Origin of the sequence: Corynebacterium sp. Z-1 (assembly GCF_031844665.1) — a bacterium.
Classification (GTDB): Bacteria; Actinomycetota; Actinomycetes; order Mycobacteriales; family Mycobacteriaceae; genus Corynebacterium; species Corynebacterium sanguinis.
The window spans coordinates 19,672-40,176 of the sequence record NZ_CP134621.1; the positions used below are offsets into that span (position 1 = coordinate 19,672).

General features: G+C 66.3%; 17 protein-coding genes. 6 read left to right on the top strand and 11 right to left on the bottom strand.

Annotated features, from left to right (window positions below; genetic code table 11):
- Nucleotides 1-4 precede the first annotated feature (4 nt).
- Nucleotides 5-1,099: a CAF17-like 4Fe-4S cluster assembly/insertion protein YgfZ gene (locus RIU96_RS00140; protein WP_311205018.1), complete on the top strand. Its 1,095-nt coding sequence runs from the start codon at nucleotides 5-7 to the stop codon at nucleotides 1,097-1,099.
- Between the two features lie 147 nt (nucleotides 1,100-1,246).
- On the top strand, nucleotides 1,247-1,444 hold the full coding sequence (locus RIU96_RS00145) for a DUF3073 domain-containing protein (protein WP_136648889.1): 198 nt from the start codon (nucleotides 1,247-1,249) through the stop codon (nucleotides 1,442-1,444).
- A 65-nt stretch (nucleotides 1,445-1,509) separates the two neighbouring features.
- On the opposite strand, the gene purM is transcribed toward RIU96_RS00145, so the two are convergent.
- From purM to RIU96_RS00160, 3 genes are read right to left on the bottom strand one after another with little or no spacing between them, the layout of a single operon-like run.
- Nucleotides 1,510-2,589 carry a phosphoribosylformylglycinamidine cyclo-ligase gene (purM, locus tag RIU96_RS00150; RefSeq protein WP_311205019.1) on the bottom strand — a complete coding sequence of 360 codons (1,080 nt, stop codon included), beginning with the start codon at nucleotides 2,587-2,589 and terminating at the stop codon, nucleotides 1,510-1,512.
- 2 nt (nucleotides 2,590-2,591) lie between these two features.
- On the bottom strand, nucleotides 2,592-4,082 hold the full coding sequence (gene purF, locus RIU96_RS00155; RefSeq protein WP_311205020.1) for an amidophosphoribosyltransferase: 1,491 nt from the start codon (nucleotides 4,080-4,082) through the stop codon (nucleotides 2,592-2,594).
- 18 nt (nucleotides 4,083-4,100) lie between these two features.
- Nucleotides 4,101-4,493 (bottom strand): sterol carrier family protein, encoded by a 393-nt coding sequence (locus RIU96_RS00160; RefSeq protein WP_311205021.1) that lies wholly within the window; start codon nucleotides 4,491-4,493, stop codon nucleotides 4,101-4,103.
- Between the two features lie 25 nt (nucleotides 4,494-4,518).
- On the opposite strand from RIU96_RS00160, the gene RIU96_RS00165 reads away from it, so the two are divergent.
- A complete protein-coding gene (locus RIU96_RS00165; RefSeq protein WP_144317861.1) occupies nucleotides 4,519-5,523 on the top strand; it encodes an acyl-CoA thioesterase in 1,005 nt (334 codons plus the stop codon).
- Nucleotides 5,524-5,528: 5 nt separating this feature from the next.
- On the opposite strand, the gene purL is transcribed toward RIU96_RS00165, so the two are convergent.
- From purL to purS, 3 genes are read right to left on the bottom strand one after another with little or no spacing between them, the layout of a single operon-like run.
- Nucleotides 5,529-7,820 carry a phosphoribosylformylglycinamidine synthase subunit PurL gene (gene purL, locus RIU96_RS00170; RefSeq protein WP_136648894.1) on the bottom strand — a complete coding sequence of 764 codons (2,292 nt, stop codon included), beginning with the start codon at nucleotides 7,818-7,820 and terminating at the stop codon, nucleotides 5,529-5,531.
- A gap of 6 nt (nucleotides 7,821-7,826) precedes the next feature.
- Nucleotides 7,827-8,498 (bottom strand): phosphoribosylformylglycinamidine synthase subunit PurQ, encoded by a 672-nt coding sequence (gene purQ, locus RIU96_RS00175; protein ID WP_136648895.1) that lies wholly within the window; start codon nucleotides 8,496-8,498, stop codon nucleotides 7,827-7,829.
- Entirely contained in the window at nucleotides 8,495-8,725 is a 231-nt protein-coding gene (gene purS / locus RIU96_RS00180; protein ID WP_040422841.1) for a phosphoribosylformylglycinamidine synthase subunit PurS, read from the bottom strand. The genes purQ and purS overlap by 4 nt, the downstream gene beginning before the upstream one ends.
- Nucleotides 8,726-8,959: 234 nt before the next feature.
- Between purS and RIU96_RS00185 the strand changes: the two genes are divergently transcribed.
- Nucleotides 8,960-11,632 (top strand): ExeM/NucH family extracellular endonuclease, encoded by a 2,673-nt coding sequence (locus tag RIU96_RS00185; RefSeq protein ID WP_311205022.1) that lies wholly within the window; start codon nucleotides 8,960-8,962, stop codon nucleotides 11,630-11,632.
- Between the two features lie 27 nt (nucleotides 11,633-11,659).
- On the opposite strand, the gene RIU96_RS00190 is transcribed toward RIU96_RS00185, so the two are convergent.
- Genes RIU96_RS00190 through RIU96_RS00200 form a run of 3 tightly spaced genes read right to left on the bottom strand, consistent with a single transcriptional unit; the run spans nucleotide 11,660 to nucleotide 15,414 of the window.
- Nucleotides 11,660-12,340 (bottom strand): DUF2334 domain-containing protein, encoded by a 681-nt coding sequence (locus RIU96_RS00190; protein ID WP_144740064.1) that lies wholly within the window; start codon nucleotides 12,338-12,340, stop codon nucleotides 11,660-11,662.
- Nucleotides 12,341-12,367: 27 nt separating this feature from the next.
- Entirely contained in the window at nucleotides 12,368-14,482 is a 2,115-nt protein-coding gene (locus RIU96_RS00195) for a S9 family peptidase (RefSeq protein ID WP_311205023.1), read from the bottom strand.
- Nucleotides 14,483-14,508: 26 nt separating this feature from the next.
- Nucleotides 14,509-15,414, bottom strand: coding sequence for a phosphoribosylaminoimidazolesuccinocarboxamide synthase (locus tag RIU96_RS00200; protein ID WP_144317857.1), 906 nt, complete (start codon nucleotides 15,412-15,414; stop codon nucleotides 14,509-14,511).
- A gap of 101 nt (nucleotides 15,415-15,515) precedes the next feature.
- Here RIU96_RS00200 and RIU96_RS00205 point away from each other — a divergent pair, with 101 nt between their 5' ends.
- Complete coding sequence (locus tag RIU96_RS00205; RefSeq protein WP_144773159.1) at nucleotides 15,516-16,217, top strand: hypothetical protein; 702 nt, start codon at nucleotides 15,516-15,518, stop codon at nucleotides 16,215-16,217.
- A gap of 9 nt (nucleotides 16,218-16,226) precedes the next feature.
- On the opposite strand, the gene purB is transcribed toward RIU96_RS00205, so the two are convergent.
- Nucleotides 16,227-17,642 (bottom strand): adenylosuccinate lyase, encoded by a 1,416-nt coding sequence (gene purB, locus RIU96_RS00210; RefSeq protein ID WP_375542963.1) that lies wholly within the window; start codon nucleotides 17,640-17,642, stop codon nucleotides 16,227-16,229.
- Between the two features lie 145 nt (nucleotides 17,643-17,787).
- Here purB and RIU96_RS00215 point away from each other — a divergent pair, with 145 nt between their 5' ends.
- Entirely contained in the window at nucleotides 17,788-19,245 is a 1,458-nt protein-coding gene (locus tag RIU96_RS00215; protein WP_259898109.1) for an HNH endonuclease signature motif containing protein, read from the top strand.
- Between the two features lie 8 nt (nucleotides 19,246-19,253).
- Here RIU96_RS00215 and purD read toward each other — a convergent pair whose 3' ends face one another.
- Nucleotides 19,254-20,501, bottom strand: coding sequence for a phosphoribosylamine--glycine ligase (gene purD, locus RIU96_RS00220; RefSeq protein ID WP_259898110.1), 1,248 nt, complete (start codon nucleotides 20,499-20,501; stop codon nucleotides 19,254-19,256).
- Nucleotides 20,502-20,505: the final 4 nt, after the last annotated feature.

Below are 20,505 nucleotides of genomic sequence, written 5' to 3' on the forward strand. Positions count from 1 at the left end.
TAGGATGGGGCCTGTGGAAACTCCTAGCCAGTACCGTTCAGTCCTCCTTAACTCCCCCGGAGCGGCCGAGCTGCCCGAGGCGGAGACCTCGCTTATCGACGCCCACGGCGTCGCATGGCACTACGGCGACCCCCTCGGGGAGCAACGCGCCCTATCAAGCGGCCCAATCGTGATCGACCGCTCGCATCGCAGGGTCATCGCCGTCAGCGGCCCGGACGCGCCGACCTTCCTCAACAACCTTTTATCGCAGAAGCTTATCGACGCCCCCGAGGGGCTCGCGGCCTCCGCACTCGACCTCGACATCCAGGGCCACATCCTGCACCACGCCGACGTTGCCTACACCGACGGCGTCTACTACCTCGACGTGCCCGCCTACCAGTGTGAGACGCTACACTCCTTTTTGACCAAAATGGTGTTCTGGTCGGACGTTAAAGTTAATGACACCGACCTCGGCGTGATCACCGTGCTGGGTGAGGCGCCCGCCGTGGAGGGGGCAGCCGCCACCAGGACGCGTCCGTGGGGCGAGACGCAGCGCACCGACGTCCTTGTTGAGCGCGGCCGCGTTGGGGAGGTCGTCGATAAGCTGCGTGCTCAAGGGGTGAGGCTGTCAGGCCTAATGGCCTTCAGCGCGCTGCGCGTACGCGCCGGTGAGCCCGAGCTGCGCGCCGACCTGGATGAGAAATCCATCCCGCACGAAGCGCCCTCGCTGATCAACCGCGGCTCCCACATTGGCGCGGTGCACCTGGAGAAGGGCTGCTACCGGGGCCAGGAAACGGTCGCGCGCGTGGAAAACCTCGGCCGCTCACCGCGGCTTTTGGTCATGCTCCACCTCGACGGCTCCGCCCCCGTCGATCCGGTGCCGGGTGCGGAGATCACTCTTGCGGGCCGCCGCGTTGGGCGCCTCGGCACGGTCGTCCACGATGCGGACTACGGGCCCATCGCGCTGGCCTTGGTCAAGCGCTCCGCGCTCAACTCCGGCGACCTGGCGATCAGCGGCGAGGTCGAAGTCTCGACCGCCGTCGACCCTGATTCGCTGCCGCTCGACGAGGGCGAGAAGGCGGGGCGCAAGGCAGTCGAAAGGTTGAGATCCAACCAGTAGCTCCACCTATATCCCCAGGTTAAGGGGCGGTTAAGATTTTTCTTTCGTGACAGGCTATAGTGTCCCACAGGACTATATTGATACGAAAATGAGTGGCCACCCGCGGCAAGCGGGTCGCCCAATGAACCACCTCAAGGGGGTCACGCCATGGGTCGCGGACGCGCCAAAGCAAAGCAGACCAAGGTTGCTCGCCAGCTCAAGTACCAAACGCCTGAGATGGATCTCGATTCGCTCCAGCGCGAACTCGCAGGTCAGTCCCCGGCCCGGAGCTACAGCGATACCGATGACGAGGTGGATGACCGCTTCTCTGACTACCCCGACTGGGACGCAGACGGTCGCCGCTAGCCAGCTCTAATTTGCACGCACCCGCCCCCGGGTTAGAACTTCGGGGCGGGTGCGCTCGTATCTGACTAGAACTGCGGGTGGCTGCCCGACAGGACCGCGCGAGCGGTCTCACCCTCGCCGCTAGCACGCAGCTCGCCAATGACCCAGCTCTCGATGTGGCGAGCCGCGAGGATCGCGAGGGTACGGTCCCGGTCCTCCGGGGCGACGACGGCAACCATGCCCACACCCATGTTGAAGGTCTTCTCCATCTCCTCCTGGGCGACCTCGCCCACGGACTGGATGAAGCGGAAGATCGGCGACGGCGACCACGTGGCGCGGTTCATCTCCGCAACCTTGCCCTCGGGAATGATGCGCTCCATGTTGCCCACCAGCCCGCCACCGGTGACGTGGCAGAAGGTCCGTACCGAACACTCCGAAGCCAGGGCCAGGCAGTCCAGTGCGTAGATCTTCGTCGGCTCGAGCATTTCCTCGCCGAGCGTGCGGCCTAGCTCCTCGACGTAACCGTCGAGCGGCAGCCCGGCGCGCTCTAGGAGCACGTGGCGCGCCAGGGAGTAGCCGTTGGAGTGCAGGCCTGACGACGCCATCGCGATCACGACATCACCCTCGTGGACCCGATCGGGGCCCAGCAGCTCGTCGGCCTCGACCACGCCGACGGCGGTGGCGGAGACGTCGTAGTCATCCGGGTTCATCACCCCTGGGTGCTCTGCGGTCTCCCCGCCGAGCAGGGCGCAGCCCGCCTGAACGCAGCCCTCGGCGATACCTGCCACGATCTGGGCCACCTTTTCCGGCACGACCTTGCCAATGGCGATGTAGTCCTGCAGGAACAGCGGCTCGGCGCCGCAGACCACGAGGTCGTCGACGCACATTGCGACCAGGTCAATGCCGATCGTGTCGTGCTTATCCATCGCCTGTGCGACGGCGAGCTTGGTACCCACCCCGTCGGAGCCGGCGGCCAGCAGCGGCTCGCGGTACTTCCCCAGCGCGAACAGCCCGGCGAAGCCGCCCAGCCCGCCGCGCACCTCGGGGCGCGAGGCCCGCTTTGCTAACGGCGCGAACAGCTCGACCGCCTTGTCACCGGCCTCAATGGATACGCCCGCGGACGCGTACGAGACCGGGCCGGGCTCGGCGTTGTGGTTGGTCGTCATGGCTAGTGTTCACCTTTCTGCATGCGGCGGACGAGCTCGGCGTTGGAGTTGCCCTCCGGCAACCCCAGCGGGTAACTGCCCGTGAAGCAGGCGGTACAGAGATTGTCCGCAGGCTGCCTCGTGGACGCGATCATGTCGTCGGTGGACACAAACGCCAATGAATCTGCCCCGATCATAGTGCGGATCGAATCACGCGCCGCCTCGTCGTCGAACCCGCTGCCGTTATTAGCGATCAGCTCGCCCGGGCTGGCGAAGTCAATGCCATAGAAGCACGGCCACTTCACCGGCGGCGACGCGATGCGCACGTGCACCTCGGCCGCGCCCGCCTCGCGCAGCATCTTAATCAACTTGCGCTGCGTGTTGCCGCGCACAATGGAATCGTCGACCACGATCAGGCGCTTGCCCTCAATAATCTCGCGCACCGGGTTGAGCTTCAAGCGAAGCCCTAGCTGGCGCAGGGTGTCCGAGGGCTGGATGAAGGTACGGCCCACGTAGGCGTTCTTCATCAACCCCTGCTTGAACGGGATACCCGACTCCTCCGCGTAGCCAATTGCCGCGGGCGTGCCCGATTCCGGAACCGGCATCACCAGCTCACCCTCGACCGGGTCGACGTGGGACAAGCGCTTTCCAATCTCGATGCGCGTTGCGTGCACCGAACGAGACGCGATGACGGAGTCCGGGCGCGCCAGGTAGACGTACTCGAAGACGCAGAGCGCCTTCGGCGTCTCGGCGAAGCGCTCGGTGTGCACGCCGGTCTCGTCGATAGTAATCAGCTCGCCGGGTTCGACGTCGCGCACGTACGTTGCGCCGACGATGTCCAGGGCGCACGTCTCGGAGGCAATGACCCAGCCGCGCTCGAGCCGGCCCAGCGACAACGGGCGCACGCCGTGCGGGTCGCGCGCGGCGTAGAGCGTGTGCCCGTCTGTAAACATGAAGCAGAAGGCACCCTCGATGGTGGGCAGGAGGGTGCGGGCGGCGTCGAGAAGCGAGCTGTCGTCGCGGATCGCGTCGGTAAGCAGCGCGGAGACGACCGCGGTGTCCGAGGATGAGCCCTGGCCCTCCACGCCCTGCGGCGGAATCAGCTTGCGTTCAATCGCCCTGGCCTGCAGGTCCTGGTAGTTGGTCAGGTTGCCGTTGTGCGCCAGCGCCACATCCGTGCCGTTCGGCGAAGTCCGAAACATCGGCTGGACGTTTTCCCAGCTATCGCCACCGGTTGTGGAGTAGCGGGTATGGCCGACCGCGACGTCGCCCTGCAGGGCGTCCAAGATGGATTCATCAAATACCTGGGAGACAAGTCCCGTGTCCTTGAACACCACGATCTTCTCGTGGTCGCCCACTGCGATGCCCGCGCCCTCCTGGCCGCGGTGCTGCAGGGCGAAGAGCCCGAAATAGGCGAGTTTGGACACGTCCTCCCCGGGAGCCCACACGCCGAACACACCGCATTCGTCGTGGGGAATGTCCTCGTGAGTTTCCTGAGTACTCAAGGTTTGCACGTGCCCTACCTTAACGGATTACTCCACCTGTAGAGCAATCACGGGAAGCGCGCTCGCGATCTCCCCCGCGCGGGAACCCGAAGCCTCAATGCGGCCATCCGCGAGCGCCTCGGCGAAGGACTCAAGCCCGGTCGCTACCTTCAGCCACGTCTCCGGGTTCATCTCCACCACGTTCGGCGGTGTGCCGCGGGTGTGCCGCGGGCCGGAGACGCACTGCACCGCCACGAACGGCGGGACCCGAAGTTCGACCGCGTGGCCGGGGAGCTCGTCGGCAAGCGTGCGGGCCGTCGTGCGGCAGGCGTCGGCAAGCAGCGGGCGCTTTGGCGTTGCTGTGACCTCGCCGCGCAGCCACTCGGCCACCGCCTCGACCGCCAGCCGCGTGGTGTGGGGATCGCTCTTACGCGCACTCATGCGCCACATACTAGTGTGTTCAATCATGGAATCCCCCGTTGCTACGACGAAATCCCCCTTTGTCACCCTGCGCTTTATGGCCGCGCCTGACGACGTCATCCTTGCCGGCGCCCAGGGCGTATCCGGCGGGCGAGTCCTCGAATGGATCGACAAGGCCGCCTACGCCTGCGCCGTTCAATGGTCGGGAACCTACTGCGTTACCGCATACGTCGGGCACATCCACTTCACACGCCCCATCCCCTCCGGGCACCTTGTCGAGGTGCGCTCGCGCATCGCCATGACGGGGCGCACCTCCATGCACATTGTCAACGAGGTGCTCTCCGCCGACCCGCGCGAGGGCGTGTTTACCCGCGCCTGCGACTGCCTAGTCATCTTCGTGGCCAAAGACCCGAAGACGAACGAGACCATGCAGGTGCCCACCTTCGTGCCCTCGACGGACGAGGAAGAGCGAGTGCTCGACGCCGCGCTGTCGCGCATCGACCTGCGCAACGCCATCGAAGCGGAGATGAAGGGGCAGACCTACACCAACGATTCCACCGCCCCGCGCCTGATCCACCGGTTCCTGGCCAAGCCGACGGACATCAACTGGGGCGGCAAGGTCCACGGCGGCAGCGCGATGGAATGGATCGACGAGGCGGGCGTGGCCTGCACCATGGAGTGGTCCGGCGAGCGCACTGTTGCCGTGTACGCAGGCGGCATCCGCTTTAAAAAGCCGATCTCTATCGGCGACCTGGTCGAGGTTGACGCGCGTATCACGCGCACCGAGGCCCGCTCGATGAACCTGGTGATCCAGGTGCGCTCGGGCAACCCGCGCGGCGGCCGCGACGCGCTGACCCCCGCGATCCACGCGACGTTTACCTATGTCGGCGTCGATATCGACGGCGAGCCCCTAGCCGCACGCCAGTACACGCCGGTCACCGACGAGGACAAGCGGCTCTGGGAGCACACGAAGAAGCTCAAGGACCTGCGCCAAGAGTATGCCCCGATGCCGCTGGTGCGCCCCTTGGACGCCCAGCAGCGGCTGGACTAGCGGATCTAAACCGGGGCGTTCGGCGCCAGCGCGTGGTCGAACAGCCCCGGCAGGGTTGCACTCCACGCCTCGGCGAGCTGCGCGATCGACACTGTTTCGCCGGCCACGGTGATCTCCCCGGTTTCGTTCGTCGAGCCGAGGACGGCCACCGGAATGCCCGCTTCGGTCGCGCGCTGCACCGCGATGTCGAGGCGGTCGGCCGTCACGGCGACGAGCACACGCGAGGCGGACTCTGAAAACAGCGCGGTAAACGCGTCGTCGTGCACCCCGGTGACGTCCAGCTCCGCGCCCTTGCCGGAGCCGAGCAGCATCTCGAACACCGCCTGCGCCAGGCCACCTTCCGAGAGGTCGTGCGCTGCGGAGATGCCCTCGCTGTCGGCGAAGAACTCGGCGAGGCGCTGCTCATTGGCAAGGTCCACCTGCGGCGGCAGGCCGCTGAGCTTCTGGCCGGAGACCTCTTGCCACACCGATCCGCCGAACTCGTCGTGGGTTGCACCCAACAGAAGCAGCTTGAAGTCGCGCTGCACGGTGCTGTCGGCGGGATCCGGCAGCGCGTGCCCGATGGTCTGCTCGACGTTGTCAATCACGCCGAGGACGCCCACAACGGGCGTCGGCAGAATCGGGGTGTCGCCGGTCTGGTTGTAGAAGGACACGTTTCCGCCGGAGACGGGGATCCCCAGCTCCACGGCGCCGTCGGCTAACCCGTGAACGGCCTCGCGGAACTGCCACATCACGTCCGGATTCTCGGGGGAGCCGAAGTTCAGGCAGTTGGTGATCGCCACGGGGCGCGCCCCGGTGACAGCGACGTTGCGGTAGGCCTCGGCGAGCGCGAGGCGCGCGCCCATGTTCGGGTCGAGGAAGGTGTAGCGGCCCGAGGCGTCCGCAGACACGGCGACGCCGCGGTTGCTCTCCTCGTTGATGCGCAGCACGCCGGAGTTGGCGTACTTCGCCTGCACGGTGTTGCCGCGCACGTAGCGGTCGTACTGCTGGGTGATGAAGTCGCGCGAGCACAGCGCCGGGGAGGCGACGATGCGCAGCCACGCGTCGCCGAGTGCGACGGACTTGTCCACCTCGGCGGGCTGCTGCACGTCGTCCTGCCACGCGGGGCGGGCCCACGGGCGGTCGTAGACGGGGGCCTCGTCCGCGATGGTCGACGGCGGCGCGTCCACCACGACCTCGCCGTTGTGGGACACGACCAGGCGGTCCGCCTCACCGGTGACCTCGCCGATCACCGCGGCGTTGACGTCCCACTTCGCGCAGATTTCCATAAAGCGCTCGACGTTATTGGGCTCGACCACGGCGCACATGCGCTCCTGGGATTCGGAGGCGAGGATCTCCGCGCCGGTCATGTTCTCGGCGCGCAGCGGCACCGCGTCGAGGTCGACACGCATCCCGCCGTCGCCGGAGGCGGCCAACTCGGAGGTGGCGCACGCGAGGCCGGCCCCACCGAGATCCTGGATGCCCACGACCACGCCGGAGTGGTAGAGCTCGAGGCAGCACTCGATGAGCACCTTCTCCGCGAACGGGTCGCCGACCTGCACGGCCGGCAGCTTGCGCTCGGCGCCGTCCTCGAAAGACTCCGACGCGAGCACGGACACGCCGCCGATGCCGTCGAGCCCGGTGCGGGAGCCGAAGAGGATCACCTTGTTGCCGGACCCCGAGGCGAACGCGAGCTTGAGGTCTTCGACCTTGAGCGTGCCCACGCACAGCGCGTTGACCAGCGGGTTAGACGCGTAGGTCTCGTCGAACACCGTTTCGCCACCGATGTTGGGCAACCCCAAGCAGTTGCCGTAGCCGCCGATGCCCGCAATCACACCCGGCAAGACGCGCTTGGTGTCGGCCGCGTCGGCGGGGCCGAAGCGCAGCTGATCCATCACCGCAATCGGGCGCGCGCCCATGGCCATGATGTCGCGGACGATGCCGCCCACGCCCGTGGCCGCACCCTGGTAGGGCTCGATGAAGGAGGGGTGGTTATGCGATTCGACGCGGAAGGTCACCGCGTCACCGCCCCCAATGTCCACCACACCGGCGTTCTCACCGATGCCGGCCAGCAGCTTGGAGCCCATCTCCTCCGTCATGGTCTCACCGAAGTACCGCAGGTGCACCTTGGAGGACTTGTACGAGCAGTGCTCGGACCACATCACGGAGTACACGGTCAGCTCAGCGTCGGTGGGGCGGCGCCCGAGGATCTCGACGATGCGCTGGTACTCGTCGTCTTTTAAGCCCAGTTCGCGGTACGGCTGGGCGTGCTCAGGCGTCGCCTTCGCGTTGTCGACGGTGTCGTTGTGCACGGTCATCCTTAGTTACGCTCCGATCGAAGAGATGGCGGACAGAAACAGGCCGAGGCCGTCGACGGACGGGCCGGTTAGCGTCTCGATGGCGTGCTCCGGGTGCGGCATGAGCCCGACGATGCGCCCGGTTTCGTTGGTCACGCCCGCGATCGAGTTGATCGAGCCGTTGAAGTTGTCGGTGTAGCGGAAGACCACCCGGCCCTCGCCTTCCAAACGCTCGATGGTTTCGGGGTCAGCCTGGAAGCGACCCTCGCCGTGCTTGGCGGGGACGAAGATCTTGGAGCCCGACTCGAAGCCCGAGGTCCAGGCGGTGGTGTTGTTTTCCACCGTCAGGTACGTGTCGATGCAGTGAAACAACAGGTTTTGGTTGCGGGTCAGCGCTCCCGGCAGCAGGCCGGCCTCGGTGAGGATCTGGAAGCCGTTGCAAATCCCGAGAACCGGCATGCCCTTGTTCGCCGCGTCGATAACGGCGCCCATCATCGGCGCCTGCGCGGCAATCGCGCCGGAGCGCAGGTAGTCGCCGTAGGAGAAACCGCCGGGGACGACGACGGCGTCAACGCCAAAAAGGTCGCTGTCGGCGTGCCACAGCTCGACGGGCTTCGCCCCCGCGAGGCGTACGGCGCGCAGCGCGTCGACGTCGTCAAGCGTGCCCGGGAAAGTGATGACCCCGATGGAAGCCGTCATCGAACGACCTCGAAGTCCTCGATGACGGTGTTGGCGAGCAGGGTCTGTGCGACGCGCTCGAGCTCGGCGTCCGAGACGGAATCGTCGACCTCGATCTCAAATCGCTTGCCCTGGCGCACATCGGCGACGCCGCTCACCCCAATCCGGCCGAGCGCGCGCAGGACAGCCTGTCCCTGGGGATCAAGAATCTCTGCTTTCGGCATGACATTTACAACGACACGTGCCATGGGGAGTCCCTCGCTTTAGGTAGGTCATTAGACGCGCTCGAGTATATCGGACGCGCCGACACGCCCGAACTACCCGTTTCCCCGGTATTGAAAGCGGGGCGCGCCGCGAACTGTTACGCCTGGGTAAACGCGGGGAGAATTCTCACTTTTCACCCAGCGAACCCATAAGTACCGGGCTACTTTTACCGAGGAATTGTTATTCGCCTCCCCCGACTCACAAGCCAAGGACAACCGATGTCATTGATTCGCGCTCTGAGCACTGTTATCTCCATCGCCATCGCCGCCGGCACCGTCTCTGTCATCGCCCCGGGCGCGAGTGCCGCGCCCGACGGCTCCGGAATCGTCATTAACGAGGTCTACGGCGGGGGTGGCAACAATGGCTCGGTCTACTCCAACGACTTCGTCGAGCTGTTTAACCCGACGGCCTCGCCTATCGACGTCACGGGCTGGACCATTGAGCAGCGCTCCGCCGCCAACAACGTTGGTCAACGCGCCACGCTTTCCGGCTCCGTCCCTGCCCGCGGCTATCTCCTTGTCCAGGGCGCGAAGGGCAACGCCCAGACCGGTGCCCTGCCAACCCCGGACAACACCTCCGGGATGACCTTCTCCGGCACCGACGCTGTCGCAGCGCTTCTCGACGCCTCCGGGACCACCGTCGACCTCGTGGGCTGGGGCAAAGCCACTGCTTACGAGGGTAGCCCCGCAAAGGCAACCTCGAACGCCACCTCCGTTCAACGCAAGAGCGAGGGCGTGGACACGGACAACAACGCCGCCGACTTTGTCGTGGCCGCTCCGACGCCGAAGAACTCCGCGTCGGCGGGCCCTGTAGATCCGGTTGACCCCGTGGATCCCGTCGACCCGGTTGATCCGGTAGATCCGGTTGACCCCGTCGAGCCCGGCGCGGTGACCCCGATCGCTGACATCCAGGGCACCGGCGACGTCTCCCCGCTCAGCGGGCAGAACGTGGTTACCGAAGGCGTCGTCACGGCGGTGTACAACGAGGGCGGCAAGAACGGCTTCTACCTGCAGACCGCAGCTTCCGGCACCGAGGAGAAGAAGCCGGGCGATGCTTCCGACGGCATCTTCGTCTACATGGGTTCACGCACCGACTACCCCGCGATCGGCGCCTCGGTGCGCGTCGCGGGCGGCGTCAGCGAGTTCTACACCGTGACCCAGATCACTGCATCGGCCATCACCGCGCTGGAGGCGCCGCTGGCCGCTCCGGCCGCGATCGAAATCCCCACCCTGCCGGCCGGCAACGAGGCCCGCGAGCCCTACGAGGGCATGCTCGTGCGCCCAGTGGGCGACTACACCGTGACCAACAACTACTCGCTGAACTCCTTCGGCGAGGTGGGCCTCGCCCCCGGCGCGTCCGCGCACCGCACCCCCACCGACGTGGTGCTGCCCGGAGCGGAGGCCAACGCGCTCCAGGCGAAGCAGGACGCCGAGGTTGTCTACCTTGACGACGGCCGCACGCGCAACTACCTCAACAACGACTCCTCCACCCCGCTGCCCTACCTGGTGACGTCGGACCAGGGGATCAAGTCGCTGCGCGCCGGCGACCAGGTCGATTTCCAGACCGACGTCGTCGTCGATTTCTCGCACAACTTCTGGCGCTTCCAACCGCTGGAGCCGATCACCGGCAAGAACGCGGCCGACGAGTTGCCGATTGCGTGGCAGGACTCGCGCGCGGCGACCCTTGAGGTTCCGGCTTCCGTGCGCGGTGAGTACTCCATCGCGTCGTTTAACGTGCTCAACTACTTCACCACCCTGGGCGAGGACGTCGCTGGCTGCAGCGCCTACACCGACATCTACGGCAACGGCGTGTCCGCGCGCGATTGCAAGGTGCGCGGCGCGTACTCGCAAGCAGCGTTCGAGGACCAGCAAGCGAAGATCGTCGACGCCATCAACCGCCTGGATGTCAGCGTTCTCGGCCTCGAGGAAATCGAAAACACCTACGCCGTCACCGGCGATGTCGCACGCCGCGATGAGGCTCTGCGCACGCTTGTCGACGCCCTCAACGCCGCCGGCGGCAACTGGGCATTCGTGGAGTCTCCGACTGAGCTGGGCACCGACGAAGACGTGATCCGCGTGGCGTTCATTTACAACAAGGCCGAGGTGGAGCCGGTTGGCGAATCGCGCATCTTCGACGACCCCGCGTTCACCGGCACCGCGCGCCAGCCTCTGGCCCAGGAGTTCAAGCCGGTTGGCGCGGACGACTCCAAGAGCTTCGTGGCGATTGTCAACCACTTCAAATCCAAGGGGTCCGTCGCGAACGGCGATGCGGACACCGGCGACGGCCAGGGTAACAACGCTCAGGTGCGCGTCGCGCAGTCCACGGCCCTGATCGACGCGCTCAAGGAACAGGACGACTGGGCCAACAAGCCGACCTTCATCGTGGGCGACCTGAACTCCTACTCCAGGGAGGACGCCGTGCGCTACCTCGAGCAGGAGGGCTTTAGCAACATCGCTTCTCGACGCGAGTTCGATAACGCCTCCTACCAGTTCGCTGGCCAGCTCGGCTCACTCGACCACGTGATGGGCAACGAGGCCGCAATGAAGCTGGTCAAGGACGCGGCGGTGTGGAACATCAACGCCGACGAATCCGTCGCCTTCGAGTACTCCCGCCGCAACTACAACGTGCAGGACTTCTTCGAGGCCGACAATCCCTTCCGCTCCTCCGACCACGACCCGGTCAAGGTCGGGTTCGGCTTCGACGCCTCGGCGCCGACTGACCCGGTCGACCCGGTTGCCCCGGTTGAGCCGCCCGTCGCGGCCGGCAGCAGCATCGGCGGCATCTTGGGTGCCCTGCTGGTGGGCACCGGGCTGGTTGCGCTGATCTCGGCGCTGGTAAACATGCTGTTCCCGGACGCGGTGCAGTCCATTCTCTCCCGCTTCGGGCTGTAGGGGCGAGCGGGGCTCGAAAGGGGCCCGCTAGGCCCGGAAGGCGCGGTAGTCGGCAGGCTCCGCGCCTTCTTCGATGGCCGCGGTAGCGGCGTTGAGGAAGTCGCGGCGCACCTTTTTGTTGTCAAGCTCGCGGCCGGAGACAGACAGGCGGATGATGTTGCCCTTCGCCGCGCCACGCTCGGCGGCTCGGATGATGTTGCGTCGCCACCACTTGGCCGCGCCGAAGCCCTCGCCGACGGACAGGTTGCGGCATTGGTAAAACATGCCCGTGTCCGTCTGGTGCAGGCCGCTTGTCGACGCCACCAGCAAGAACCCGAGGTCCGGCAGCACCTCGAGGGTGCCCTCGGACAGCCGCCAGCGCGGGGGCGCGAAAATGTTGAAGGAGAACCCGAGCGATTCCATCTGCCGCGTCGCCCCGGTCAGGCGCAGGCGCGCCTCGTGCGCGCCGAGCGTGGCGAACTCCGCCCGGCGCCCCTGCGCGGGCTGGTCGAAGCCGTTGAGGATCAGTGCCCTGTCCGCCTCGCGCTGCGCGAGCAGCCACTTGCGCGTCTTCTTGTCCTTGGCCAGGTGCCACTTCTTGTCGATGTGCGGCGCGACCAGCAGGGAGACGGGGATCTCGGCGGCGTCGAGGTCGTCGGTGAGGCGAACAACGTCGTCTAGAGTGTCGTCGAAAATTGACGACACGGAGACGAGAACGTGGCCGGGCATAGCCGCAATTATCGCACAGTCGACCCGTTAGCGCGCATCAGCTCCGGACTTGTCCAGCACCCACGCGTACTCGAACGCGGTCTGCTTCCACTGCGCGTAGCGCCCCGAAACCCCGCCGTGCCCGGCGGACATTTCCGTCTTGAGCAAGAACTCCCCACCGGTGGCCGTGTCGCGCAGCTTGGCGATCCACTTCGCCGGCTCCACATACAGCACGCGGGTGTCATTAAGGCTGGTCACGGCCAGGATGTCGGGGTAGTCTATCGCCTCGACGTTTTCGAACGGCGCGTAGGAGGCGATGTAGTCGTAGGCCTCCGGGTCGTGGTACGGGTCGCCCCACTCCTCCCACTCCGTCACGGTCAGCGGCAGCTCCGGCATGAGGATGGAGGTGAGCGGGTCGACGAACGGCACGATGGCGAGGATGCCCGCGAACTTATCGGGTGCCATGTTCGCCACCGCGCCCATGAGCAGCCCGCCGGCGGAGCCGCCCTCGGCGACGAGCTGCCCGTAGGTGGTCACGCCGCTCTGAACAAGCGCGTCGGCGCAAGCGAGGAAGTCGGTAAACGTGTTGCGCTTGGACATCATCTTGCCGTTGTCGTACCACAGCCGGCCCATCTCGCCGCCGCCGCGCACGTGCGCGCACGCCCACACCATCCCGCGATCCAGCAGGCTCAGCCGCGCAACGGAGAACGCCGGGTCGATCGAGTGCTCGTACGAGCCATAACCGTACAACAGCGTGGGCAGCGGCTTATCGACGCCCACATCAACGCGCCTCACCACCGACACCGGCACCTGCGTGCCGTCCTCGGCCGTCGCCCAGATCCGCTCCGCCACGTACTCGGCGGGGTCGTAACCACCCTCGACTTCTTGCTGCTTGAGCAGGGTGAACTCCCCGTCGGCGACAGTGTAGTCCAGCACCTGCGCGGGCTGGGTGAACGATGTGTAGCTGAGCCGCACGACCGGGGCGTCCCATTCGGGGTTGCCGCCGAGGCTCACGGTATAGAGCCCCTCATTGAACTCGAGCTCGGTGAACTCCCCGATGCCGCCAGCGGTGAGATCGGCCACGGCGAGGCGGCCGATGCCTCCGGCGCGGTAGCTGAGGAAGAGGAAGTCACGGTAGGAGTCGGTGCCCTCGATGCGGCGGGAGTCGTCGTGCGGTGCGACGTCGTCAAGCTCGCTCAAGTCGGCGAGTTGATCGATCGGGCAGGTGCCCACCGCGAAGTTGGGGCCCGTCGCATTGTGGGTGACCACCCACTTCTCCTCGCCGCCGGGCGCGATGAAGTCCACGTCGTACTCCACGCCGTCTTGGCGCGGCCACAGCATGCGGAACTCGCCGGTGGGGTTGTCGAAGTCGAGGACGTGGAACTCGCTGGTGCTCTTCGAGCTCGAGACGATGTAGAGGAAGCGCTCGGCGCGGTCCGCACCGACGCCGACGTTGAAGCGCTCGTCGGGCTCCTCGTAGACCAGCACGTCGGCGGACTCGGGGGTGCCGAGCGTGTGGCGCCACACCTGGTGGGGGCGCCAGGCGTCGTCGACACGCACGTAGAAGATGTGCTCCTCGCCCGCCCACACTGCGCCGTAGAAGATGTCGGTTAGGGTGTCGTCGTAAAGCGAGCCCGTCTCCAAGTCTTTGACGCGCAGCTCGAAGCGCTCGTCGCCCGAGGTGTCAAAGGAGTAGGCCAACAGGCGGCCCGAGGGGGACACGCGGGAGGCACCGAGGGAGAAGAACTCGTGGTCAGCTGCGAGCTCGTTGATGTCGAGCAACACCTGCTCGCCGGGCAGCGGGGAGCCGTCCTCAGGCACGCGAGGCGGCGTCCACGGCTGCTCGCGCTCGGCGGCGACGCGGCAGGAAATGCCGTAGTCCTTGCCCTCGACCGTGCGGCCGTAGTACCACCAGCCGCCCTGGCGCGACGGGACGGACATGTCGGTCTCTTTGACCCTGCCCTTAATCTCGCCGTAAATGGCATCCGTCAGCGGCTGCAGGTGTCCGGTCAGGGACTCGGTGTACGCGTTCTCGGCCTCAAGGTAGCTCAGCGTTTCCGGGCTGGCCTTATCGCGCATCCACTCGTAGTTGTCCACCACATCGCGCCCGTGGAACGAGCGGGTGATCGGGTGTTTTGGGGCGTGCGGGGCTGATTTACTCATACCCGCCGAGTGTAGCGACCGAATTCTTAGGCGTTGGCGCCCGGCCAGTGGCTGAACTTCTCCCCGCTCAGGCGCTCGTAGGCCTCAATGTAGCGGTCGCGGGTCGCCTCAACGACAGAACCCGGCAGCTCGGGCGGCTCCAACCCGCTCGACGGGTCCCAGCCCGACTTCGGCCCGGTGAGCCAGTTGCGCACGTACTGCTTGTCAAAGCTGGGCTGCACGCGGCCCTCCTCGTAGGAGTCCGCGGGCCAGTAGCGCGAGGAGTCGGGGGTGAGCACCTCGTCGGCAAGCACGAGCTCACCCTTGGCGTCGAGGCCGAACTCGAGCTTCGTGTCGGCGAGGATGATGCCGCGGGTCTGCGCGTAGGTGGCGGCGGTGGTGTAGACCGCCAGGGTGGCGTCACGAAGCTTTTCGGCGAGCTCCGCACCCAGCTTGTTGGACACGTACGAAAACGAAACGTTCTCGTCGTGATCGCCCTGCTCCGCCTTCGTCGCGGGGGTAAAGATCGGTTCGGGCAGCTTCGACGCCTCCACCAGGCCCTGCGGCAGCGGCACGGCGCACACTCGCCCCGTAGCGTCGTACTCCTTCTTGCCGGAGCCAGTGAGGTAGCCACGCGCCACGCACTCAAACGGGATCATCTCCAGCTTCCTCACCACGTGCGCCCGGCCTAGGACCTCCTCCGGGATGCGCTCATCCTCCACCGGGCCAGCCAGGTGGTTGGGCATGCCCAGCTCGCGGCCCAGCAGGTCGAAGAAGAACGTGCTCGTCGCCGTGAGGATTCGGCCCTTGTCCGGAATTTCCGGCTCGAGGGAGTAGTCGAATGCCGAAATGCGGTCGGTGGCCATCATCAGCAAAGTGTCGCTGTCCACCTGGTAAATCTCGCGGACCTTGCCACCAGAAAGGTGAGCGTAATCGGATAACTCAGGGCGCATGGTGTGCAAGTGTAGTCCCGCAGCGCGCGTGGGCGAATCGCGCGAGGGCGCGCAGGTGGGCGCGCGCGGAAAACTGCAGGCGATAGCCTAATCTAGAGGCCATGAAACGACGCACCGCAGCACTCGGCTTAGCGTTAGTGGCCCAGGCGGCAGCGCTGAGCGCCTGCGCCCCAAGCGAGGCGGATAGCAGTGCCGCAGCCGGTCACAGTGCGGAAACGCTCACCGAGCTGCCGGGCATGCCGGACGACTTCACCCCCACCGAGGGCGGCGAAGCGCTTGAATTCGGAGAGACCGCCCACGTTGTCACCACCGGCTTCGACACAGGCCAGCCCGTGTACTTTGACGTCACCGTGGAAAAACCGAAAAAGCTCACGTCCGCCGAAGTTGAGGAGAACATCGGCCAGGACCCCGGCGAGATCGGGTTGCCCGAGCCTGAGGAGGGCGAAGATCCCCCGCAGCCGGAGCGCTACGACAGCTTCACCTGCTTCATCGTCACCTTCACGCCCGTCGCGGTCGGCGAGGGCAACTACTCCGTCTCTCTGCCGTGGTTCAAGATCCTTGACCCGGGCGGGCTCAACGCCAACTTCGTCGAGCGCGGCGACAACGCCTACTGTGGCGTCAACCCTGACGACGAGGTCCCCGCGTTCACGGGGGACATGGAGGAAGGGCGCGAATACAAGCGCGCCATTGTTACGTGGACCGGCGCCACGGCCCCCGGGATCGTGGGCACGGCCGTCGAGCTCAACACCGTGCAGAGCCCGAAGAACAGCGCTCAGCCCTGGCAGTCGATTACTTGGAAGTAGCGCCGCGTTCTACAGGATCTCGCCCGGGGTGTAGGAGGCGGCGCTGGGGTGGGCGTCGATAAGCAGCTGAATGCGGGCGAGGACGCCGTCGACTTGGGACTCTGCGGCGCCGATGAAGGCGTGGCGGTCCGCGAGCGCGGCGTCAAGCCCGGCGCGATCGAGCGGGAGGCGCTCGTCACGCGCGAGGCGCTCGATGAGGTTCTGCTCGGCGCCGGTTTCGCGCATGTCCAGCGCCATCGCCACCGCGTGCTCCTTGATCACCTCGTGCGCGGTTTCGCGGCCAACGCCGGCGCGCACCGCCGCCATGAGGATGCGGGTCGTGGCCAGAAACGGCAGGTAGCGGTCCAGTTCGCGGTTGATCATCGCGGGGAACGCCCCGAACTCGTCGAGGACGGTGAGGAAGGTTTCGAGCTGGCCGTCGATGGCAAAGAACGCGTCCGGCAGCGCGACGCGGCGCACGACCGAGCAGAACACGTCGCCCTCGTTCCACTGCTGGCCGGCGAGGTCCGCGACCATGGTGAGGTAGCCGCGCAGGATTACCTGGAAGCCGCCGACGCGCTCGCAGGAGCGCGCGTTCATCTTGTGCGGCATCGCCGAAGAGCCGACCTGGCCCTCCTTGAAGCCCTCGGTGACCGTCTCGTTGCCGGCCATCAGCCTGATCGTCGTGGCCAGGCTCGACGGGCCCGCGCCGAGCTGGACCAGCGCGGAGACAACATCGAAGTCAAGCGAGCGGGGGTACACCTGTCCGACGGAGTCGAAAATGCGCTCAAACCCCAGGTGGGAGGCGATTTCGGTCTCCAGTTCGCGGAGCTTGGCTTCGTCGCCGCCCATCAGGTCGAGCATGTCCTGGGCGGTTCCCATCGGGCCCTTGACGCCGCGCAGCGGGTAGCTGGCCAAGACCTGTTCGATGCGCTCGGTGGCGATGAGGATCTCGTCCGCGGCCGAGGCGAAACGCTTGCCCAGGGTGGTCGCCTGCGCCGCGACGTTGTGGGAGCGGCCCGCCATGACCAGCGATTTGTACTGCTCAGCGCGGTTGCCGATTGCCTTGAGCAGCGCGACGGCCTTGTTGCGCACGAGCTCGAGCGAGCGGTAGATCTGCAGCTGCTCCACGTTTTCCGTCAGGTCGCGGCTGGTCATCCCCTTGTGGATGTGCTCGTGTCCGGCGAGCTCGTTGAACTCTTCGATCCTGGCCTTCACATCGTGGCGGGTGACCCTTTCGCGCGCGGCGATGCTGTCCAGGTCAACGTCGTCGATGACCCTTTCATAGGCGGAAATTGCCTCGTCCGGGATGTCGACGCCGAGGCCCTGCTGGGCCCTCATCACGGCGATCCAGAGCTGGCGCTCCAGCACGATCTTGTGCTCGGCGCTCCACAGCGACGCCATGTCGGGCGATGCGTAGCGGTTGGACAGGACGTTGGGGTTCATCGGCTTTTCAGACACGGCTTCGATTATTCCACGACGCGTGGTCAAGGACGGCCTGAGCAGGAGTTTCGAATGCGTGTTCCCCCGATTGGGGGTAGGTGTCCGAGGCGTTTTTAGACTAAGGGCAGTTACGAAAGGAGGGGTCATCATGAGAACACTCACATCGCTTGTCGACGCCATCGCCGACGCCATGAACGAGCTCAGCTCGCTTTTCGACGACCCCTCCACGCTCACCTTCGACTCAACCCGCGCCGATATGGAGCGCCTCGAGAAATCATTGAATCAGAAAGGCCTCGTCGACGCTTCATTCGCCTACCTGTGCGAGCGTGACGGTGCTGGGCGCAGCGTGGGGGCGACATACGCCAACGACTACCTTGAAAAGGCCCTCGACCTCTCGCGCGCCGAAGCTTCCCGCAGGCTCCAGCGCGGGCGGGATCTGTTCGCGCCCCCTGCAGATGATGCGGAGTCGGAGCCGGCCTTCGACTTTGGCGCTCCCCCGCATCGGGGCGAAACCGCCGATCCCGGCAAACAGCAGAAGAAGGCGCGTGATGACGCGCGCGGCATCGGGCCCGACAAGCAGGCAGCCATTGACAACGAACTGCGCGCCCTGTCGAAGGAGGCCTCGAAGGAGCGTCCCTCCATCCTCGCCCAGGCCCTTGCGGAAGCCGCTGGGCGCAGCGTGAGCGACCTCCGCAAGTTCGTGCGCAGGCTCGTAGATCGCGCCAACCTGGCCCTCAAACCAGCAGCGGACCCCAACGCGGGCTTTTCCTCGCGCGGCGTCAGGGCATCGCGCAAGAAATCCGACGGGACCTTCGACGTCACAGCGACAATGACGGCCGGCGACTGGGCGCTGCTCAAGGCGCTCCTCGACTCGGACTCGGCCCCGGGGTCCAACATCAGCGCGGACTCCAAGGAGGATTACCGCACACCGACCCAGCGCCGCTACGACCAGCTCTGGCGAATCCTCACCCAATTCGAGAACGACCGGCAGGTGAAAAACCGCGGCGCGGCCTCCGTCGTGCTCGCCATCACGCTCGACGACCTCGCCGACGCCGACTGGCACACAACGTTTATGACCAACACTGGTGTCGAGGTCGGCTGCTTCGACCTAGTGCGTCTCGGCATGGGTGACACGAAGGACTTCATCCTCCACATCGACAGGGTCACCGGGGAGCCCATCGCGTTGGGCTCCACTCGTCTGGCCAGCGTCGAGCAGCGCATCGCGATGCTCGCAATTCAGGGAGTGTGCGCCTGGACCGGCTGCGACGTGCCCATGTCGGAAACCGAGATGCACCACATACTGGCCTACATCCAAGGCGGGAAAACCGATTTGGCAAACTTAGCCGGATTATGTCGGCGGCACCACTCGTGGAACAACGACTACCGAGACGGTCGAGGCGGCAAATCCCACGTGGCAAAGTGCCCGGATACAGGACGGATCGCGGTCGTCGCACCCGACGGTACGGTATCCTTCAACGACACCGTTTCGTACCACCAATCGCCAGGTGCGAAACTACGGCAACGGGACCACAAGATTGAATCCCGCCAAGCCCCCGACCCGCCAATGTTCCACCCGCCGCAGCGGCGTAGGCGCACGCCTGCCTAGAAGTAACGCTAGAGGGAGATTGCTCCCTCAATCGCCGCGCGCGCAATGTCCTTTCGGTAGAACGCGCCCTGCAGCTCAACGCCCTCGAGCTGCGCGTACGCCGTCTCGACAGCCCCCGCAAGGGTGCCCCCCACGCCCAAAGCGTTGAGAACCCGCCCGCCGTTGGAGACGTACACCCCGTCGCGCGAGGCGGTGCCCGCGTGCAGCACCTTTGTCGGATCATCGAGGTTATCCCCGCTCAGCGCGTCGCCCGCGCGCGGCGACTCGGGGTACCCCTCGGCGGCGAGCACGATCGTCGCAGCGTAACCCTTGGTCCAGCTCAGCGGGCCGAGCTGCGCCAGTGTTCCGGTAGCAACGGCGTTGAGGGCGTCGGCAAGCGGCGTTTCAAGCAGCGCGAGCACGGCCTGCGTTTCCGGGTCACCGAAGCGGGCGTTGAACTCCACCACCGCGGGCCCCTCCGGGCCCCACGCGAGGCCTGCGTAGAGCAAGCCCTGGTAAGGAATGCCGCGCGCCACCATCTCGCGCGCCACCGGCTCAACCACCTCGGCGACGATGCGCGACACCCCATCAGCTGGCAGCCAGGGAAGCGGCGTGTAGGCGCCCATCCCGCCGGTGTTCGGTCCCAAGTCACCGTCGTATGCGCGCTTGTGGTCCTGCGCAGGCAGCAGCGGCACGACCGTCTCCCCGTCGACCAGGCAGAACAGCGACACCTCCGGGCCTTCGAGGAAGGACTCCAAAAGCACAGGGTTGCCGGCCTCGATCACGGCGCGGGCGTGCGCGGCGGCGGCCTCGCGGTCGTCGGTGACCACCACGCCCTTGCCCCCGGCGAGCCCGTCGTCCTTGACCACGTAGTGCGGGCCGTAGCCGTCGAGCGCCGCGTCGATCTCATCGAGGGCGGTAACCTGCGTCGCGGACGCGGTAAACACCCCGGCCGAAGCCATCACGTCTTTCGCGAACGCCTTCGAGCCCTCCAGCTGGGCCGCCGCCTGGGACGGGCCAAACACGTTGAAACCGGCCTCGCACAGCACGTCGGACACCCCCGCGACGAGCGGGATCTCCGGGCCAATGACCACGAGCTCCGCGTCTACCTCGCGGGCGAGCTGAGTGACGGCTTCCGGCGAGGCCGCGTCGACGGCGTGCACCTGCGCAAGCCGCGCCATCCCGGCGTTGCCCGGCGCGACGAAGAGGTCGTGGCCCTTTAGGCCTTTGAGCAGGGCGTGTTCGCGGCCGCCCGAGCCGATTACGAGGATGCGCATGCAC

Bases quoted from the DNA above. Each gene is read 5' to 3' on its own strand.
- RIU96_RS00140 (WP_311205018.1), top strand. From the start codon at position 5: ATGGGGCCTGTGGAAACTCCTAGCCAGTACCGTTCAGTCCTCCTTAAC.
- RIU96_RS00145 (WP_136648889.1), top strand. From the start codon at position 1,247: ATGGGTCGCGGACGCGCCAAAGCAAAGCAGACCAAGGTTGCTCGCCAG.
- purM (WP_311205019.1), bottom strand. From the start codon at position 2,589: ATGACGACCAACCACAACGCCGAGCCCGGCCCGGTCTCGTACGCGTCC.
- RIU96_RS00160 (WP_311205021.1), bottom strand. From the start codon at position 4,493: ATGAGTGCGCGTAAGAGCGATCCCCACACCACGCGGCTGGCGGTCGAG.
- RIU96_RS00165 (WP_144317861.1), top strand. From the start codon at position 4,519: ATGGAATCCCCCGTTGCTACGACGAAATCCCCCTTTGTCACCCTGCGC.
- purL (WP_136648894.1), bottom strand. From the start codon at position 7,820: ATGACCGTGCACAACGACACCGTCGACAACGCGAAGGCGACGCCTGAG.
- purQ (WP_136648895.1), bottom strand. From the start codon at position 8,498: ATGACGGCTTCCATCGGGGTCATCACTTTCCCGGGCACGCTTGACGAC.
- purS (WP_040422841.1), bottom strand. From the start codon at position 8,725: ATGGCACGTGTCGTTGTAAATGTCATGCCGAAAGCAGAGATTCTTGAT.
- RIU96_RS00185 (WP_311205022.1), top strand. From the start codon at position 8,960: ATGTCATTGATTCGCGCTCTGAGCACTGTTATCTCCATCGCCATCGCC.
- RIU96_RS00190 (WP_144740064.1), bottom strand. From the start codon at position 12,340: ATGCCCGGCCACGTTCTCGTCTCCGTGTCGTCAATTTTCGACGACACT.
- RIU96_RS00195 (WP_311205023.1), bottom strand. From the start codon at position 14,482: ATGAGTAAATCAGCCCCGCACGCCCCAAAACACCCGATCACCCGCTCG.
- RIU96_RS00200 (WP_144317857.1), bottom strand. From the start codon at position 15,414: ATGCGCCCTGAGTTATCCGATTACGCTCACCTTTCTGGTGGCAAGGTC.
- RIU96_RS00205 (WP_144773159.1), top strand. From the start codon at position 15,516: ATGAAACGACGCACCGCAGCACTCGGCTTAGCGTTAGTGGCCCAGGCG.
- purB (WP_375542963.1), bottom strand. From the start codon at position 17,642: ATGAACCCCAACGTCCTGTCCAACCGCTACGCATCGCCCGACATGGCG.
- RIU96_RS00215 (WP_259898109.1), top strand. From the start codon at position 17,788: ATGAGAACACTCACATCGCTTGTCGACGCCATCGCCGACGCCATGAAC.
- purD (WP_259898110.1), bottom strand. From the start codon at position 20,501: ATGCGCATCCTCGTAATCGGCTCGGGCGGCCGCGAACACGCCCTGCTC.